The 18582-nt window shown below is 40.2% G+C and carries 19 protein-coding genes; 9 read left to right on the forward strand and 10 right to left on the reverse strand.

Annotated features, from left to right (window positions below; genetic code table 11):
- Window positions 1–14: 14 nt before the first annotated feature.
- Both D7Z94_RS14855 and D7Z94_RS14860 read left to right on the forward strand, forming a co-directional pair.
- The gene (locus tag D7Z94_RS14855) at window positions 15–380 is read left to right on the forward strand and encodes a hypothetical protein (protein ID WP_120712388.1); all 366 of its coding nucleotides are present in this window, start codon (window positions 15–17) and stop codon (window positions 378–380) included.
- 148 nt (window positions 381–528) lie between these two features.
- Window positions 529–1086, forward strand: coding sequence for an alpha/beta fold hydrolase (locus tag D7Z94_RS14860; RefSeq protein ID WP_120712389.1), 558 nt, complete (start codon window positions 529–531; stop codon window positions 1084–1086).
- A 74-nt stretch (window positions 1087–1160) separates the two neighbouring features.
- On the opposite strand, the gene clpX is transcribed toward D7Z94_RS14860, so the two are convergent.
- The 7 genes from clpX to D7Z94_RS14895 all read right to left on the reverse strand — a co-directional run bounded on the left by clpX (window position 1161) and on the right by D7Z94_RS14895 (window position 8310).
- The gene (clpX, locus tag D7Z94_RS14865) at window positions 1161–2396 is read right to left on the reverse strand and encodes an ATP-dependent Clp protease ATP-binding subunit ClpX (RefSeq protein ID WP_120712390.1); all 1236 of its coding nucleotides are present in this window, start codon (window positions 2394–2396) and stop codon (window positions 1161–1163) included.
- Window positions 2397–2493: 97 nt separating this feature from the next.
- The gene (clpP, locus tag D7Z94_RS14870) at window positions 2494–3174 is read right to left on the reverse strand and encodes an ATP-dependent Clp endopeptidase proteolytic subunit ClpP (protein ID WP_120712391.1); all 681 of its coding nucleotides are present in this window, start codon (window positions 3172–3174) and stop codon (window positions 2494–2496) included.
- 85 nt (window positions 3175–3259) lie between these two features.
- Entirely contained in the window at window positions 3260–4582 is a 1323-nt protein-coding gene (gene tig, locus D7Z94_RS14875; protein ID WP_120712392.1) for a trigger factor, read from the reverse strand.
- Between the two features lie 101 nt (window positions 4583–4683).
- Window positions 4684–5028, reverse strand: a complete 345-nt coding sequence (locus D7Z94_RS14880; RefSeq protein WP_120713145.1) for a phage holin family protein — start codon at window positions 5026–5028, stop codon at window positions 4684–4686.
- A 78-nt stretch (window positions 5029–5106) separates the two neighbouring features.
- Window positions 5107–6699 carry an SGNH/GDSL hydrolase family protein gene (locus tag D7Z94_RS14885; RefSeq protein ID WP_120712393.1) on the reverse strand — a complete coding sequence of 531 codons (1593 nt, stop codon included), beginning with the start codon at window positions 6697–6699 and terminating at the stop codon, window positions 5107–5109.
- Window positions 6700–6826: 127 nt separating this feature from the next.
- On the reverse strand, window positions 6827–7597 hold the full coding sequence (locus D7Z94_RS14890) for an alpha/beta fold hydrolase (protein ID WP_120712394.1): 771 nt from the start codon (window positions 7595–7597) through the stop codon (window positions 6827–6829).
- On the reverse strand, window positions 7597–8310 hold the full coding sequence (locus tag D7Z94_RS14895; protein WP_120712395.1) for a pyridoxine 5'-phosphate synthase: 714 nt from the start codon (window positions 8308–8310) through the stop codon (window positions 7597–7599). The genes D7Z94_RS14890 and D7Z94_RS14895 overlap by 1 nt, the downstream gene beginning before the upstream one ends.
- Before the next feature lie 88 nt (window positions 8311–8398).
- On the opposite strand from D7Z94_RS14895, the gene D7Z94_RS14900 reads away from it, so the two are divergent.
- The 7 genes from D7Z94_RS14900 to D7Z94_RS14930 all read left to right on the forward strand — a co-directional run bounded on the left by D7Z94_RS14900 (window position 8399) and on the right by D7Z94_RS14930 (window position 15886).
- Window positions 8399–9055: a CBS domain-containing protein gene (locus D7Z94_RS14900; protein ID WP_120712396.1), complete on the forward strand. Its 657-nt coding sequence runs from the start codon at window positions 8399–8401 to the stop codon at window positions 9053–9055.
- A 163-nt stretch (window positions 9056–9218) separates the two neighbouring features.
- Window positions 9219–10103, forward strand: a complete 885-nt coding sequence (locus D7Z94_RS14905) for an NAD kinase (protein WP_120712397.1) — start codon at window positions 9219–9221, stop codon at window positions 10101–10103.
- Between the two features lie 108 nt (window positions 10104–10211).
- Complete coding sequence (gene porG, locus D7Z94_RS14910; protein ID WP_120712398.1) at window positions 10212–10913, forward strand: type IX secretion system protein PorG; 702 nt, start codon at window positions 10212–10214, stop codon at window positions 10911–10913.
- Between the two features lie 8 nt (window positions 10914–10921).
- Entirely contained in the window at window positions 10922–11662 is a 741-nt protein-coding gene (locus tag D7Z94_RS14915) for an isoprenyl transferase (RefSeq protein ID WP_120712399.1), read from the forward strand.
- A 4-nt stretch (window positions 11663–11666) separates the two neighbouring features.
- Window positions 11667–14288: a BamA/OMP85 family outer membrane protein gene (locus tag D7Z94_RS14920; RefSeq protein WP_120712400.1), complete on the forward strand. Its 2622-nt coding sequence runs from the start codon at window positions 11667–11669 to the stop codon at window positions 14286–14288.
- A 91-nt stretch (window positions 14289–14379) separates the two neighbouring features.
- Window positions 14380–15222: an OmpH family outer membrane protein gene (locus D7Z94_RS14925; RefSeq protein WP_120712401.1), complete on the forward strand. Its 843-nt coding sequence runs from the start codon at window positions 14380–14382 to the stop codon at window positions 15220–15222.
- Between the two features lie 154 nt (window positions 15223–15376).
- Window positions 15377–15886 (forward strand): OmpH family outer membrane protein, encoded by a 510-nt coding sequence (locus D7Z94_RS14930; RefSeq protein WP_120712402.1) that lies wholly within the window; start codon window positions 15377–15379, stop codon window positions 15884–15886.
- Window positions 15887–15981: 95 nt separating this feature from the next.
- On the opposite strand, the gene D7Z94_RS14935 is transcribed toward D7Z94_RS14930, so the two are convergent.
- The 3 genes from D7Z94_RS14935 to D7Z94_RS14945 all read right to left on the reverse strand — a co-directional run bounded on the left by D7Z94_RS14935 (window position 15982) and on the right by D7Z94_RS14945 (window position 18535).
- Complete coding sequence (locus D7Z94_RS14935; RefSeq protein WP_120712403.1) at window positions 15982–16851, reverse strand: glycosyltransferase; 870 nt, start codon at window positions 16849–16851, stop codon at window positions 15982–15984.
- A 5-nt stretch (window positions 16852–16856) separates the two neighbouring features.
- Window positions 16857–17411, reverse strand: a complete 555-nt coding sequence (locus D7Z94_RS14940; protein ID WP_120712404.1) for a methyltransferase domain-containing protein — start codon at window positions 17409–17411, stop codon at window positions 16857–16859.
- Between the two features lie 65 nt (window positions 17412–17476).
- Window positions 17477–18535, reverse strand: coding sequence for a 3-oxoacyl-ACP synthase III family protein (locus D7Z94_RS14945; protein ID WP_120713146.1), 1059 nt, complete (start codon window positions 18533–18535; stop codon window positions 17477–17479).
- Between the last annotated feature and the right edge of the window lie 47 nt (window positions 18536–18582).

Here is an 18582-nt window from a genome sequence, read left to right on the forward strand (position 1 = left end):
TTAAACTCAGCATCATGAAAACAAAGATTTGGCTACTAACAAGCTGTATGGTTTTTTCCAGTTGTTATAGTTATAAAACAATGGATACTGGAACATCCGTTATAAGCAAGGGTAAAAAATATAAGATTATAACCGCCGATAATAAAAATCACAAAATATGGATTTTGAAGTACGGCGATACATTGATCGGGCGCAAATCAAAATCATCAGGGACTTTGACAAAGCTTGCTCAAGAGGAGGTTATGGTTATAAAGGAACGAAAGTTTTCTTTCTTAAAAACAGCAGGTTTGCCTATTATACTTGCGGGAACGGCCCTTGGGATATTAGCAATTACCTTTGGGCCTGACTTCGATTTGGACATAGACTATATGCAGAATTAAGTCAACGGGCTTTGCTCAATCATTTTTTTAAGAAAAAGGACTACATCGAAGAATTACTTCAGATGAACAAATAAATATGGATATATGACGTTAAATGTACAATTTGTGGTACAATTTAACCTAATCAATACTTAATCGTAGAATTCTCATGGCGCAAAGACTTGTAGTGATTTCAGATATGTGGGGTGTTAAAAAAGGACTTTGGATTACGTCCTACCTCGGTTATCTTCAGCAATATTATGATATAGTTTTCTATGATTGCCAACAACTGGCCAATATTGATTTAACGATCCAAACGGATAAAAATATCCATCATGCCTTTGTAAATGGGGGTATAGATACTGCCGTGGCCCATTTATTAAAACGGGAGGACCGCCCAAGTCATTACCTAGCTTTTAGTACGGGTGGTACCATAGCTTGGAAAGCAGGTTTGAAAGGGCTTCCTATAAAATCTTTATATACCATTTCCGCAACTAGAATACGAATGGAAACTGAAAAACCAAATGTGCCCATAAGTTTGCTATATGGAGAAAACGATGAATATCGTCCTTCCTGTGAATGGTTTTCCAAAGTTGGTGTTGAAACGGAAATCGTAAAGAATTTTGGTCATACCTTATATACGGATGAGAAGATAATTCAGAGCGTATGCCAGGATTTATTGGATAGGGCAACACAGAAGATATCAAAACCCAAAAAAGCGGTATAAACTCTTAAGATGATATATTAAAAAAAGTCGCAAGGTCCTTAGAACCTCGGGACTTTTTTTAATGGCTTTTCAAACTATGAAACCGCTTTAAGTTTTTTAATGGTTTCATGGGACAATTTATTCTCTGCATAAGGCTTGGTAACCTTGAGCTCTGTTTCGTCATTACTCGGCATTTCAAACATGGCATCTGTGAAAATTGCTTCACACAATGAACGTAACCCGCGGGCCCCAAGCTTATATTCAATAGCCTTCTCTACTATGTAGTCCAAAGCTTGTTCCGTTATCTTGAAGGATATACCATCCATTTCAAACAGCTTTTCATACTGTTTTATGATAGCATTTTTAGGCTCTGTGAGTATAGCTCTAAGCGTTTTTTTATCCAATGGATTCATGTGGGTAAGGACAGGTAGCCTACCAATGATTTCTGGAATCAAACCAAATTCCTTTAAATCCCTGGGAATTATATATTGCAAGATGTTTCTTTCATCCAAGTTCTCCTCTGCTTTTGACGCACTATAGCCAACGGCTTGCATATTAAGGCGTTTGGTAATGGCCCTTTCAATTCCATCGAAAGCACCCCCTGCAATGAACAATATGTTTTCCGTGTTTACTTCAATGAATTTTTGATCTGGGTGTTTTCTGCCTCCTTTGGGCGGTACGTTTACTACGGTACCTTCCAGAAGCTTTAAGAGTCCTTGCTGTACTCCTTCACCGGATACGTCCCGGGTAATGGAAGGGTTATCGCTCTTACGTGCGATTTTATCGATTTCATCTATAAATACGATTCCTCGCTCCGTTTTTTCCAAATTGTAATCCGCCGCCTGCAGTAAGCGGGTAAGTATACTTTCTACGTCCTCTCCGACATAACCTGCCTCGGTCAAAACGGTAGCATCTACTATAGCTAAAGGAACATTGAGCATCTTTGCGATGGTCTTGGCCATTAAGGTCTTTCCCGTTCCCGTCTGCCCCACCATGATGATGTTACTTTTTTGTATCTCTATTTCATCTTCTTTGGAAGAGGGCTGCAACAACCTTTTGTAATGGTTGTATACGGCAACTGACATTACTTTTTTTGTCCGCTCCTGACCGATAATAAAAGTGTCCAGAAATTCCTTGATTTCCAAGGGTTTTTTTAAAACAAGTTCAGAAGTTAAATCATTGGTCTTGGTCTGTCTGGATTCTTCGGCGACTATTCCATGAGCCTGCTCTATACAGCGGTCACATATATGGGCATCCAAACCTGCTATGAGCAGATTGGTCTCAGGCTTCTTACGTCCACAAAAGGAGCATTCTAGGTTTTCCTTTGCCATAACTATTATCGTATATCCAAGATACTAACGAAAGAATTTGGATTTTGGTTCATTGCGTTTCACGGTAATATCCGGTTTTTGTAGCGCTTTGTCGAAATTAGCTCCTCTCCCTTACCAGAATTTCATCGATCATACCATATTTTTTGGCTTCTTCCGCTTTCATCCAGTAATCGCGATCACTATCTTCGTGCACTTTTTCAATGGATTGCCCTGAGTGTTTTGCAATGATTTGATATAATTCTTCCTTGAGTTTTAGGATTTCCCGGGCCGTAATTTCGATATCACTAGCCTGCCCCTGGGCTCCTCCCATAGGTTGATGTATCATTACCCTGGAATGTGTAAGGCCACTACGTTTTCCATTTTCGCCAGCGCACAACAATACAGCGCCCATAGAAGCGGCCATACCGGTACAAATTGTAGCGACATCCGGTTTAATGAACTGCATAGTATCATAGATGCCCAGACCTGCATATACACTACCTCCCGGAGAATTGATGTAAATCTGAATATCCTTGGAGGCATCCGTGCTTTCCAAAAACAACAGTTGTGCCTGTACAATATTGGCCACTTGATCATTGATTCCCGTGCCCAAAAAGATAATGCGATCCATCATAAGCCTGGAAAATACGTCCATGGCCACAGCATTTAATTGTCTTTCTTCAATGATATTGGGGGTAAGGCCTACCGGATACATGCTGGTTAAGATGGTATCGTAATACGTACTGCTTATACCTTGATGCTTTATAGCGTAATTCTTAAATTCTTTTCCGTAATCCATTGGTTTTAAACTAACATTTTTTAATAAAAAAAGGTGCCGAAACTATTGCTTCGGCACCGTAAAGATACTTATTATTTTTCGGAAATTATCCGTACACTTCCTTCACAAAATTTTCATAGGTAACCTCTTTTACCTTGAAATTTACTTTGTCTTTATAGAGGTTCAACAATTTTTGGCTCATTAACTGTTCGGATAGGCGCTTAACTTCATCCTGATTTCCCAGAACCCTTGCCGCAATATTGTCCAATTCCTCTTCTTGGGGATCCAATTGCCCAAATTGTGCCATTTGGGATTTAATAAAGCCTTTGGCAAATTCCTTTAACTCATCAAACTGTATATCTAAATTGTTATCCTTGATGATTTTCCCTTCGATCAATTGATAACGTAGACCTTTTTCCGACTTTTCAAATTCCTCGGTAGCTTCTTCTGGGGAAAGGGGCTTTTCCCCGGTCATTTGAATCCATTTGGTCAGAAATTCAGATGGAAGGTCAAATTTTGTGTTTTCAATGAAATACTCCGTAATGTCGTTCAATAACTTCTGATCGGATTGCTGTTCAAACTGCTTTTCCGAATCTTCTTTTATACGCGCTTTCATTTCATCCTCGGAAGTTACCGTATCCTTGCCAAACAACTTGTCAAAAAAGTCTTGATCCAATTGTGCCGGTTCACGCTCATTGATTTCCTCAATGGTAAAGGATACGTCTATCTTTAGGTCTTTGGCTTTTTCCTGTGAAATACCCAAAACACTGGACAAGAGATAATCCTCTTTAAAAAGACCTTTGGTATTTAGTGAGACCTTTTCACCGACTTTTTTTCCAATAAGGGCCGCCAGCGCTTTTTTGCTTTTTACCTTCTCCAGTTCTACGGTGGCCTTGTTTTCTATTTCCTCATCCTCATTTAGGAAAATACCATTTATTTCATCCTTTTTTTCCACTGCCGCTTTTGTAACCAATTTCCCATATTGTTTCCGCATACGTTCTACCTGCTCGGTTACCATCTTTTTGTCGGCCAAGATCTTATACCGTGTGATGCTTTTTTTGGTCTTTAAGGGTACTTCAAAGGATGGTGCCAATCCCAATTCAAATTCAAAGGCAAAATCTTCCTTGTCCCAGTCAAAATTATCCTGTTGCTTTGGTAGAGGATTGCCAAGAACATCCAATTTTTCCTCTGTAAGGTATTTGTTTAGATTGTCCTGCAGCAGTTTATTGACTTCATCAACTAGAACTGCCCTGCCATACTGTTTTTTTATAAGCCCTATGGGTACTTGCCCTTTTCTAAAACCGGGGATGTTGGCTTGCTTTCTATAGTCCTTGAGAATCTTATCTACCTTATCCTGATAGTCGTCCTTTGTAATGGCCACTTTTACAACGGCATTCAACTCATCTATCTGCTCTTTGGTGATATTCATTTTTTGTATCTATTTAGAAAAATAAAATGGGATGCAAAAGTAGCACAATTAAAATATCCCGACAAGTTTTTGGATTACTTGATCACCAAAGAATAACCTTATTATTTGCTTTCTTTCAACAGCGAAAATAATATGGATTGAAGAAACGATAAAAGTAAACTGAATAGCAAGGCCCACCAAATACCGTCCACTCTAAATCCTGTGATAAGCTGATCCGCCAATAGTATTATAATCGCATTGATAATCAAGAGAAATAAACCAAAAGTAATTAGTGTTACCGGCAATGTCAGAATCACCAAAATAGGTTTTACGATAAAATTCAGAAGGCTTAACACCAGGGCAACAATGATGGCGGTAAGGTAGGAGTCCACGAAAACGTGGGGCAGAATTTTTGACAATATTACTACGGCCAATGCACTGAGTAGAATGCGAAGGATAAGCTTCATATCAAATTGTTTTGAAGGATTGAAAAAAGGCACCGGGCTTATCCCGATTCCTCTAAAAGTATAAAATATATTTTAGATTCAATCGATATAAAGTCCGGTAAATTCCAATGGGTCTACCTCAGGTAGCTCCGCTCCATATTTCGTCTCAATGGCTTCTATGAACGCATTGGCTATCAGGGCATATCCCCTTGGGGAGAGGTGGACACCATCCAGTGAAAATCCACCACCAGTAGCGAATTCCGCCGTAATCGTGCTTCCGTCAGAAAGCGGTATGCCTTCGCTTCCCGCTCTTTCTAAAAGTGCTTTTACATCAATAACGGGGAGGTCATATTGGACGGCTAAAGTGGTAATAATCCCATTGAATCTGTCCAAGGCTACGGCTATGGTCTCCTGCTCGCTGGGCGTAAGTACCCATTTGTCTTCCATAGGATAGGTAATTCCGTTTACGGATAATTGACCAGCGTCCGCTGCGGGTACACCAAGGTCTTGCAATGTGGCAAAGGCAATTTCATTGAATTGGGCAATTGCATTTTGCGCGGGCAATACAATAAGGTCATTTTCATTGGCCTGCCTTGCCTGCCCATATAAAAATCCAATTACTGCAGCTGTGGGAGCGTCCAAACCACCTACTTGTAATGCACCGGTTATCTGTGCCGATAAATCTGTCAATGATTCGTCTTTAATAACCAATGCACTGGCAGCACTGGTAGAAAAAGTGATGGATCTTTCTGGAACTCCCAAAAACTCAAAAACCTGGTTCAACTGTGCATATGTGGCATTGAGCGTAGGGATTTGAGGTCCGAAATCTGGATTGGTAGGGTCTAGGGGTGCAGATGGTACCGTTGTAAAATAAGGTATGCTTGTAACATTGGGAATATTGGCCAATACACCATTCGCCCCATTTGCAGTAAGCGCTTGTAGCAATTGATCGTACACAAGGGTGAATAGACCAGAATCAGTAATATCACTTGACCCATAGGTGAGTGGATTGGTATTTCCTTCCTGATTTTCGCCGTCACCACCTTCGGTGGCATAGGCCAAAATATCGTTGTTTCCGATCCAAAGGGTAAAAAAAGTTGGGTTTTGGGCAACAGCATCACCTATCATTGATGCGGTGGGCGAAGAAGCGAACCGAACATAATAAGGATTTGCCGCACCAATGGCCAAGGCATCCAGGCTTCCATAACCTGCGGCCGGTAGGTGATAAATCTTGGCGCCAGGAACCCCCATATTATTAAAAGGGCCACTTAAAACATTGGATACTTCCGTGGATCCAGTTCCGTCCAATCGAACAGGTGCTGGGGAGCCCGATGCAAAAGAAAGGATAAATCGATTTTCAAAATCTTCCAAAGGCATACCGCCCAAGGTTAACCCCCCTAAATCATCGTTCATGAACGGAATTGTAAATTCGCCTCCACCGGCTTGGGCAAAGCTTGTAGCCAGCATGTTGGGAAAAGACGCGGTTTGGCCGGCACTAAACAGGGCCCCATCGGAAAAACCTGCCGTAAGTGAGTTCCCGAGAGCTACATAGGTAGAAAAATCCGCAGATCCACTAGTGTAATTTACAGGCTCTGGCGTCATGCCACCAGTATCATCCGGAAGCGTGTCGTCATCACTACATGAAACAATCAAAAATCCGAAAAAGGCTAGTAATGTTATAATCTTTTTCATAGTTATAAAGAGTTAGTTTACGTAAAGTCTATGTTAAAACGATGTAAAATCAAAATTAACCAAAATTACGGGACGTACAATAATTCGGACAAAAAAATTATGCATGCATAATAAACGACCCCATTTTTTATCGATTTAGAAACGAAAGGGATTTTTCAAAAAATTCCTTGGGGTTTTCGGCGTGTAGCCAATGACCTGTGTTTTTAATGGTATCCAATTCCGCAATGGGAAAGTGTTTCTTAATTTCCAGGATATCATTTGGAGCTATGTATTCTGAATTACCTCCTCGCAGAAAAAGAGTGGCTCCCTCAAATTTCTCAGAGGAACCAATGTTGTCCCCAATTTCTTCCATTTTATCGCTCAAGACCTTCAGGTTGAATCGGAACCGTAAAATTCCCTTTTCTTTCCAATATAGGTTTTTTAATAAGAACTGTCTGGTCCCTATTTCCGAAATTGATTTAGAAAGTTCCTGATCTACCTTTCCCCGGGAATCCAATACATCCAAATCCAAACCGTTGAGTGCATCCAGAATAGTTTGATGATGCGGTGGATAGTATTTGGGTGCAATATCTGCGACGATTAATTTATGCACCCATCCGGGATACGTACAGGCAAACTGCATTGCGGTCTTACCTCCCATGGAATGTCCCATAAGATGACCTCTTTCCAATCTGTGGTTTGAAACGTAGTTGTGTACGTCATGGGCCATTAGGTCGTAATTAAAATCCTCCGACCAAAAACTCCTACCATGGTTACGCTGGTCAATTAAGTGTACTTCAAAGCCCTTTTCCGCATATTGGCTTCCCAAGGTTTTCCAATTGTCCGACATTCCCAAAAAGCCATGAAGAATGATTAATGGTTTCCCGTTCCCTAGGATCTTGGAGTGTAGTTCCTGCATTACTTCAATTTATTCAAATACATTCGTACTACATTTTCCAATCCGAGGTATAGCGACTCACAGATTAAAGCATGACCAATGGAGACCTCGAGTAAATGCCCTATATTGTTTTTAAAATATGCTACGTTCTCCAAACTAAGATCATGCCCGGCATTAATGCCTAGTCCCAACTTGTGCGCCAAATCCGCAGCATTTACAAAGGGTTCTATGGCATTTTTCCTTGTAGTAGCATATGATTTGGCATAACTTTCCGTATAAAGTTCAATACGGTCTGCACCAGTTTCTGCTGCACCACCTACCATTTGGTTATCCGGATCTACAAAAATTGAGGTTCGTATACCATTTTCGCTAAAAGTGGATATCACCTCTTTTAGAAAATCCCTGTTTTTGATCGTATCCCACCCAGCGTTAGAGGTTATGGCATCCACCGAATCGGGTACCAGGGTTACCTGGGTCGGTTTTACTTCAAGGACTAAATCAATAAATTTTGGAATGGGGTTCCCCTCTATGTTCAACTCAGTAGTTACTATTTTCTTTAGGTCCCTTGCATCCTGGTAACGTATATGTCTTTCGTCAGGTCTAGGGTGTATGGTAATTCCCTGAGATCCAAATTCCTCGATATCCGCAACCATTTTGAGGAGGTCCGGAACATTTCCCCCCCTAGAATTTCGCAACGTGGCTATCTTGTTTACATTAACGCTAAGTTTGGTCATCCGATTTATTCATTATTATGTCGCAAAAATACAAATTAGGCATACCTTTTGATATTTTTAATTGTTATTTTGCGCTATATTTAAAGTTATGCAGATTCAAACGCACATCCTTACGGACTTACCGGTTTTTGATATTGGCGACTCGCTGGAAAAGGCTGTTCTCTTTTTTGAAGGCAGTATCTTTTCGCATGTGGCTATATCAGAAAATGGTAGTTTTTTGGGAACATTGGGCGAGAACGATTTGGATACTTACAATACCGATAAAAAAATTGAGGACTACAGATATAATTTGGAAGCCTTTTTTGTTCGAAAAGATAGCAATTGGTTGGACGTTCTTGAAACATTTGCTCGAAACGAAGCCAATCTTTTAGCCGTATTGGATGACAATGAGGAGGTAATTGGGTATTATGACCTCACCGAAATTGTGGGAGCATTCATAGATACACCCTTTTTTACCGAGCCGGGTGACATTGTGGTGGTTGCCAAAGGCACAAAGGATTATTCCTTTAGCGAGATTGCCCAAATCATAGAAAGCAACAATGCCAAGATTATTGGTGCGTTCATTACGGATATGCGGAACGATGTGGTCCAGATTACCCTTAAGATAAGCACATCCAGCTTAAATGAAGTATTTCAGACCTTTAGGAGATACAACTACAACATCTTATTGGGCAGCAAGGATGACCAGTTTTTGGAGGATTTAAAGCAACGCTCGGATTATTTGGATAAGTATTTGAATGTTTAACTCCGTAATGGGGCTCTTTATGGTTTCTTCGCCCTATTGATTAGATTATAACAATAAGATTGTTAAATTTATATCTACTTAAATGGTAGCAAGGAATAGATGCTCCCTCAATAATTTCAATGAAAACTGTAGCTGACTTTTTTAACTTCCAAAGCCAAGTTCAATGAAAGTTGCTATATATGGCCAAACGTATCAAGAAACAACTTCGGATTTCGTTGAAGAACTGTTGGAAGAACTCCGAACCGTATCTGCTGAGATATCCGTTGAGAAAAATTTTCAAGCCTTTCTATCCCAGAATCAACCTAATACAAAGGATTTCGCAACCTTTACCGCTTCCGAGGGATTGGACGGTTCATATGATATGTTCGTGAGCTTCGGGGGAGATGGAAGTATCTTAAGGGCCACTACTTATGTAAGGGATTTGGGTATTCCAATTGTTGGGGTCAATACAGGTCGTTTAGGGTTCTTATCCACTTTTAAAAAGGAAGACGTCAGAAAGGTGGTCCAAGAATTTGTAAAGGGGGATTATCACGTTGTGGAACGAAGCTTGGTCAAGGTAAGCTCCAATTCCAGTATCCCCGAATTTAAAGACCTAAATTTTGCACTCAACGAGGTGACCGTAAGCAGAAAGGATACCACTTCCATGATTACTATTGAGACGCACTTGGATGGCGAATATTTAACGTCATATTGGGCGGATGGGCTCATTATTTCAACCCCAACCGGATCTACGGGCTACTCCTTGAGTTGTGGCGGGCCGGTTATTATTCCCACGGCAAAATCTTTGGTCCTAACTCCCATTGCACCGCATAATCTTAATGCCAGACCTTTGGTTATTTCGGATGAAACCGTAATACGCCTAAAGGTTTCCGGTAGGGAAGAGCATCATTTGATATCTTTGGATTCCAGAATAGCATCTGTAGAAAATGGAACGGAAATAACTGTAGAAAAAGCTGATTTTACAGTAAAGATGATAGAATATACTTCTGAAAGCTTCCTAAAAACTCTTAGGAATAAACTATTATGGGGAGAAGATCCACGTAATTGACACTTCCTTGGAACAATAAATACAACTAAAAGCTGTTTATCAAGAGAGAACGGGAATATAACCAATGGAGTAGGTTAAAATTTTTACATTCGCAAACTTTTGGAATTTATGAGGCGATGCATTATCGTAATTCTTGTCTTGATCAGTTTTAAGTTGGGCGCCCAAACCTACGAAATAGGAGGATTTTTTGGAGGGGCCAATGTTATAGGGGATGTAGGAAGAACCAATTATATTCTGCCGTCCGATATAGCTATCGGGGGACTTTTCAAATGGAACAAGAGCAAAAGATATGCTTGGCGGGCAAGTGTTGTCTACGGAAAGTTCACTGCTGACGATTCCAAATCCAGTAGCTCCGCAAGACAACAAAGAGGTTTCGTCATGGATAACTCCATTTTAGAGGCCTCGGCAGGATTGGAATTTAATTTTGTAGAATACAACCTTCATAAACTAGGTCCGGCATTTACTCCATATTTATACACTGGATTAACCTACTTTCGGTATGATTATAATTATTTCGATGCCGGTCAATTTATCAACGCCAATCAAAGGGATGGGTCTTTTGCCATTCCAATGACCGTTGGTGCCAAATTACGGCTCAATCAATTTTTAATACTTGGGGCGGAGATAGGTGCCAGATACACCTTTACGGATAATCTTGATGGAAGCAATCCCGAAAAATCCAATGTAATGCAACAGATTAATCCGGGACCCGAGTTCGGAAATATCCTAAGCGACGATTGGTACGTATTTTCAGGAGTAACCTTAACCTATACTTTTGGCAGAAAACCGTGCTCCGATTGTTTTGAGTAACTTTGCATATGGGCACTTTGCAAGACATCAATCGTGAGAACCTCCCGAAGCACCTCGCTATTATCATGGACGGTAATGGGAGATGGGCAAAAGAAAGAGGAAGACTGAGAGTCTTTGGTCATGAGAACGGGGTACGTACGGTTCGGAATACAGTGGAAGACTGTGTCAAAATCGGGATACAATTCCTAACACTCTATACTTTTTCTACGGAAAATTGGAAACGCCCAAAATTGGAAGTGGATACCTTGATGAAACTTTTGGTCTCCTCCTTAAAAAAAGAACTCAGGACTTTTAAGGAAAATAATGTTAGGTTAAACACCATTGGCGATATTGGTTCATTGCCAAAAAAAGCTCAGCAAGAGTTATTGGAGGTTATGCAAAAAACAGATCACCATACTGGGATGACCCTTACTTTGGCCCTTAGTTACGGTGCTCGCGAAGAATTGAAAAATGCCGTACAGCGGATAAGTACCAAAGTTAAAAATAATATAATTTCTCCTGAAAATATTGATGAAACCATTATAAATAGCCATCTTTACACGCACGATTTACCAGATGTAGACTTGTTGATCCGTACCAGTGGGGAACATAGGATCAGCAATTTTTTGCTTTGGCAGATAGCGTATGCGGAATTATATTTTATTGACGTATTTTGGCCCGATTTTAGTGAGAAACATTTGGTAGAGGCCATCCGTAATTACCAGAACAGAGAACGACGATTTGGAAAAACTAGCGAACAACTCAACTAGCGATATGAAAAGGTTCATATCTCTTGAACCACTGATTACCTTCCTTTTACTCTTCATCACCACATTCTCCTTAGCCCAAGTAACCTCATATGAGGAGGGGAAAAAATATATACTTGGAGGTTTGGAGGTTACCGGATTGCAGAGTTATAATGAGCAGACTGTTAAGACCTATACCGGTCTTAGGGTAGGGCAGCCCATCACCGTTCCCGGGGAGCAAATAAGCGGGGTCATAAAAAAACTGTGGGGATTGGAGCTTTTTAGTGATATAGATTTTTATATTACTAAAGTAGAGGGAGATGAAGTTTTTTTGGAACTTAATATCATAGAGCGCCCTACCTTATCCAAAGTTACCATAAATGGTATTAAAAAAAGGAAGGTAGATGACATTGTAAAGGATACCGACCTTAAGAAAGGTAAAAAGATTACCGAAAGCTTAATTGCAAATACCAAGAATTACCTTCAAAACAAATATAAAAAGCAAGGCTTTCTAAATGCCCGGGTTTCCATAACAACGGTTAACGACACCTCGGAAACCAATGCACAGAAGATGGTCATCAACGTAAACAAAGGTGATAAGGTTAAGATTAAGGATATCATCTTTGAGGGAAATGAAAAGCTTAAGAGCAAGAAATTGCGAAAAGCATTTAAGAAGACCAAGGAAAAGAGACTGGGCCGGTTTTGGAAAAAATCCAAGTTTATAGAAGATGATTATGAAAACGATCTCTCGCTCCTGGTGGACAAATATGCCGAAAATGGATATAGAGATGCTCGCATACTATCAGACTCTGTGATAAAGCTGGATGATAACAATATTAATATCAAAATTGCAGTCGAGGAAGGAGACAAATACTATTTTGGCGACATAGATTTTGTCGGAAATAGTGTGTACACGGATAGACAGTTGAGCCAAGTATTGGGTATCAAAAAAGGAGCTACCTACAATGGCGTTCTACTTAGAGAGCGCATAGCTGACGATTCCAAACCAGATGCTCAAGATTTGAGCAGTCTATACCAGAACAATGGTTATCTTTTTTCCAGTATTAACCCTGTTGAGGTTTCTGCCCAGAATGATACCATAAATTTCGAAATTAGAATTATAGAGGGCAAGGAAACATTCTTGGACCATATTACGGTTGCCGGAAATGACAAGACCAATGACCATGTTATCTTTCGGGAACTTCGTACACGTCCCGGCCAGAAATACAATAAATCAGATATCATCCGAAGTATTCGGGAATTGGGACAGCTAGGTTATTTTGATGCGGAGCAGATAAAGCCGGATATACAGAATCCCAATCCCAACGAAGGTACCGTAGATATCGCCTATAGTTTGGTAGAATCCGGTTCTAGCCAAATAGAACTGCAGGGAGGTTATGGAGGAGGAGGTTTTATTGGTACTTTGGGACTTTCATTCAGTAATTTTTCCATAAAAAACTTGCTTAAGGGGGAAGCCTATAAACCAGTTCCCATGGGAGATGGACAAACTTTTGCCGTAAGGGTCCAGGCCAGTAGAACTTTTAGGGTATATAGCCTCAACTTTTCCGAGCCTTGGTTGGGAGGTAAGAAACCCGTACGTTTTAATCTATCCTTATCTAGGACGCAGCAGTTTGGAACGAGTTTTGACAGTAGGGGAAGAATAGATGTGGATAAAAGCCGAGGTTTTGCCATTACCGGAATATCCCTCGGACTTGCCAAAAGGGTACAATGGCCGGATGATTTCTTTACTATTTCCCATTCCTTAGGATATCAGCTATACGATTTCAATAATTATAATATCGGGTTGTTCAGTTTTGGTAATGGGTCATCTAATTCATTTACCTATACATTAGGGATATCAAGAAATGCAACTTCTGGAGGGCGCATATTTCCACGCGGAGGGTCTAATTTTGAAATTACCGCAAAATTGACTCCACCCTACTCTCTTTTTAGTAACAAAGACTTCAAAGCTATTCGGGACGAAAGTGAGGAACTCTTGGAAGAAATTAGTCAGCTAGATCCCAATGACCCCCAGGCCATAGCCTTAAATGAAAGACGAGAAGCGCTTGAAGAAGAGCGTTTTAAGTGGTTGGAATATTACAAAATCAAGTTTAAGGGAGATTGGTACACCACTTTGGTAGGTAGTGCGGACAAAACATTGGTATTGCGATCCAATGCGGAATTCGGCTTTTTGGGCAGTTACAATACGGATATTGGAGATGTTCCTTTTGAGCGTTTTTTCGTAGGGGGCGATGGTCTTGGGAACTTTACCTTGGACGGAAGAGACATTATACAATTAAGGGGATATGAGAACCAATCATTGACCCCCATAAACCCTACAACGGGAAGGCAGGAGGGTGGTTTGGTATATAACAAATTCTCTCTGGAACTAAGATATCCGCTTACCTTAAAACCTTCCGCATCTATTTTTGCCCTAACTTTTTTAGAAGCAGGTAACGCTTTCAACAATTTTCAGGAATTTAATCCGTTTGAGTTAAAACGATCGGTCGGGGCGGGGCTTCGGATTTTTATGCCGGCATTCGGTCTATTGGGTATTGATTTTGGGTACGGGTTTGATCCAGATAATGTCAGCCCCCAAGCAGGCCCAAGCGGATGGCAAACGCACTTCATCATTGGCCAACAGTTTTAGATTTAGAAATCGTGACCATAGCTAATCCTTTCATTTTAAAAGATTTAGTAATTTTGGCATGATATTTTCTATTGGATAAAACGAAAATATAATGAAGCAAAAATCAAATGTTCTTTTAATCTTGTCAATTGTGCTGTTTTCATGGTATTCCCATGCCCAGCGAGGAGTTCGCATCGCGTACGTGGATATGGAATATATCTTGGAAAATGTTGAGGAATACAGGGAAGCTAGTGAACAATTAGAGTCCAAGGTCCAAAAATGGAAAGTGGAAATTGAGCAAAAACAAAGCTCGGTCGATCAAATGAAAAAGGACCTTATGGCGGAAAAGGTATTATTGACTGACGAGCTGATTGCAGAACGTGAGGAGGAAATACAGATTTTGGAGAAGGAAATGTTGGAGTATCAGCAAGACCGATTTGGTCCGCAAGGCGATCTTGTTTTGCAAAAACGCCAGCTTATCCAGCCCATACAAGATCAGGTATTTAACGAGGTGCAAAAAATTGGAGCCAACAAAAGGTATGATTTTATTTTTGATAAATCGGCAGATGTTGTAATGTTGTACTCCGAAAAAAGGCACGATATTAGCGATTTGATTTTAAGGGGCATTGCCAGGACCCGAAAAATCAGTAAACCCAGGAAAAAGGCGGAGACTAGAAGCCGACTTCAAGATTTTGAGGGAGAACCGGCGGAAGAAGAAATAAGCGACGCTCTAAAGGAACGAAAAGAAAAAGCGGAACAGGCAGCAGATGCGAGGGCAAAAACAGCTGATGAGAGAAGAGCGGAGCAGTTAAAATTAAGGGAAGAACGAAAAAAAGCTTACGAAGCGAGAAGAAAAAAGCTTTTGGAGGAACGTGAGGCAAAACGAAAAGCCAAACAAGAAGCCCGAAAAAAGCAAGAAACAGAGGCCGAAGACGAGAATGATTCCACTAACTAAGATGAAATAAAAGTTTTTAACCATAATTAACACTCAAAAATTAGAATTAGGATCAGGGAATTGACCAAATCAAACAAATAGTTATTTTTGAAAAAAAAATTATTTGATGAACGAAGGTTCCGTGAGACCATTAAAAACAATTAAAATTTAACTCATGAAACAAGTAAGAAGGATAGCTGTAGCACTAGTTTTATTTATAGCCGCGAGCAGTTTTGTAAACGCACAGAGCAAGGTAGCACATATTGATGTGACCCAGTTATTGTCTGCCATGCCCGAAATGAAAGCTGCCGAAGCCGAGCTTAAAAAGCTTCAGGAAACGTATAGGGCGGATATTGAAAGCTCGTATAAGGAATATCAGAACAAAACTACCCAGTACGAAAATGAGGCTGCTTCCAAAACTAGGGAGGAAAATGAAAAAAGGGTTCTTGAGTTACAAGGTTTCCAAAAGAGCATAGGGGAGGCGGAACAGGCAGCGCGGCAGGAATTGGGCAAAAAACAAGCGGAACTCATTCAGCCCATTATGGAAAAGGCAAAGACGGCTATTGAAAAAGTATCCGCGTCCCTAGGTTTTGACTATGTAATTGATGCCCAGGCCGGTGGGCCTCTAATAGTATCAAAGGGCAAAGATATTTTGCCAGAAGTAAAGGCCGAATTGGGAATTTAAAAAGAAGAACGATTTTATCTTATAATAACAAAACCGCAAAGGATTACTTTGCGGTTTTTTTGTTTTACTTCCTTAAAAATTTGTTTCCGACGACACTATCCCGATAAGTGTGTAAGTAAAAATTTGTTTCGGACATTTTTCCATCTCAACCTTCTAATAAACTTTGCCTCTTTTTCAGATATCAAATAGGGAGTCTTATTTTTCTTGGCATTGTAAAAACCTCTTAGGTTGTGAAAAAAGACGTTTGCATTTTGCTGTTTCAAAGCCATTTTCATGGAAGCTATACCACTAAGCAAGATTCCATAGCCCATGGTGTACATTGCTTCTCCTTGCAATAATCTTGCTTTCTTGTTATACGCCTTTCCCGTAGGGCGCAAATGTTTGACCTTAAGTGTTTCTTCGGTAAAAATCTTAAAACCGTGATATTGGGCCAAAAGCTCATCCACGGTGTCCCAACCTATTGCATTTCTAAGGCCATTTATTGCTATAAAACATGCTTTGGAATAAGCTTTAAAGGCACCCCTTACATGGTCTTTGTTCATAGGATGGTTTAATTTCCATACTCCATTACTATCTCTTTCATAAGCAAATCCGCCAGCTATTCCAACTTCGGGCTGCGTTTTGAATATTTCCGCTATGCTTTCAAAATAGGTTTTGGGCAAGATAATATCTGCATCAAGTTTTACCAGAAAATCGTAGGTTTCATCCAGTGTTTCCAAGGCCTTATTGAAAGCATTGATTACTTTTCGGCCAGGCAAGTGATCGGTTGATGATATACTATTGAGTTTTTCAAAAATGGGACTACCTTTTACAAAATCGTCGATAATAGATTCCGTGCCATCGGTTGAATTATCATTGACTACTACAACTTTTTTTGGAGGCAGGCTCTGTCGTTGAACGGAATTCAGTGTATCTGCCAAAAAGGATTCTTCGTTGTGGGCAGGTATTATTATGTAATAGTCCATGATTGCTACTGAATCTGAGTGCTAAATTCGGAATCCTTATTTTTTCGTACTGCATAGACAATATAGTACCGTGGGGTAAAACTTCTTAGTAAGGGACGTATACCTAATTTGTTTACAGGGTTCGTCCATTTGGCTGTGTCCTTGATTTCCCATCCCGATTTTTCCAGTAACCAATTAAACTGCCAATCCTCAAATTCGTGATAATGCCTATCCCATGGGTCGGATTTGCTTTGGTAGGCTGGGGAAAACCATAATCGCAAGGGGATACTGGCAACCAGTTTATTGGATCTTATTTTTCTTAGCACGTTAAACGGAGCTACTAAATGTTCAAAGATTTCAAAAGCTGTAACCACGTCCGTATTAGTGTTTTGAACTATGGAAAAGTCAACATCCAAATCCTCTCCCTTCGTATTTTTCACGGTATACCCCTGCTTCAACATGATTTCCGAAAATGGGTTTTCAACTCCTAAATCTAAGATAGACTCATGGGTAGAAATGTGCTTCTGAAGAAAAGATAAAGTATGTCGAAAGCGTTTATTTGGATAGGTTTTTTCGTACATTTTTTTGGCTTAAATGACTTTGAATTCTCGGCATTTCAGGCTTCAGGTCATAAAACCTTAAACTTTTAAAACCTATGAACGATGGCATTTATATTCATACCCGCGCCGACACTTGCAAAGATAACAACATCTCCTTTTGCAATACTTTGATTTTCAATTTTCCCATATTTTACCATATCCAATAGAGTGGGAATGGTTGCAACGGAACTATTGCCCAATTGCGCGATGTTCATGGGCATTATACCCTTAGGCATTTCGAGGTTGTAGAGTTCATAGAATCTTTTAACAATGGCCTCGTCCATTTTTTCATTGGCTTGATGGATAAATATTTTCTTCAATTCCATGATTGAAATTCCACTCTCGTCCAAGCATTCCTTCATGGCACTAGGTACATAGGTCAATGCAAATTCATATATTTTTCGCCCATACATCTTAATATAGCTGACTTCTTGTTCAGCAGATTTATCATAGGATGTTCCAAAAAACAAAAAATTGGACTCCTCAAAGGAATAGGTTGCCGAAATATGCGACAAAATCATTCCTGCCTTTGCGGATTGCTCAATAATTGCGGCCCCGGCCCCATCCGAGTAGATCATGGAATCTCTATCGTTCTTGTCCACTACTCGCGAGAGAGTTTCTGCTCCGATGACCAGACATTTTTTGGCCATACCACTTTTGATAAAGGCGTAGGCCTGTATAACACCTTCTATCCATCCTGGACACCCGAACAAAACATCGTAAGCCACACATTTGGGATTTTTTATCTCTAGGTGATGTTTAACACGAGTTGCCAAACTAGGTACCGTGTCCGCTTGGGTCTTCCCAAAGGGAACATTTCCAAAATTATGCGCAAAAATGATGTAGTCCAGTTCCTCCTTATTGATTCTGGCATCGGCAATGGCCTTTTCGGCTGCGAAAAAAGCAAGATCGGAAGTGTTCAAATGGTCTTTGGCATACCGACGTGCTCCAATTCCTGTGATGGACTTGAACTTTTCTATAATAACCGTATTGGAATGTTTGAAAGAGGAGCCGTCTGCGTTAAGAAATTCGTATTCGCTAAAATCACTATTTTCAATTATTTGAGCGGGGAGGTAGCTTCCAGTGCCTGTAATTCCAATATTCATGGCAAGTATGTTGGTTTCTATAAAGGTAGCCAATTGCTTCTTCAACG

Origin of the sequence: Ulvibacterium marinum (assembly GCF_003626755.1) — a bacterium.
Lineage (GTDB): Bacteria > Bacteroidota > Bacteroidia > Flavobacteriales > Flavobacteriaceae > Ulvibacterium > Ulvibacterium marinum.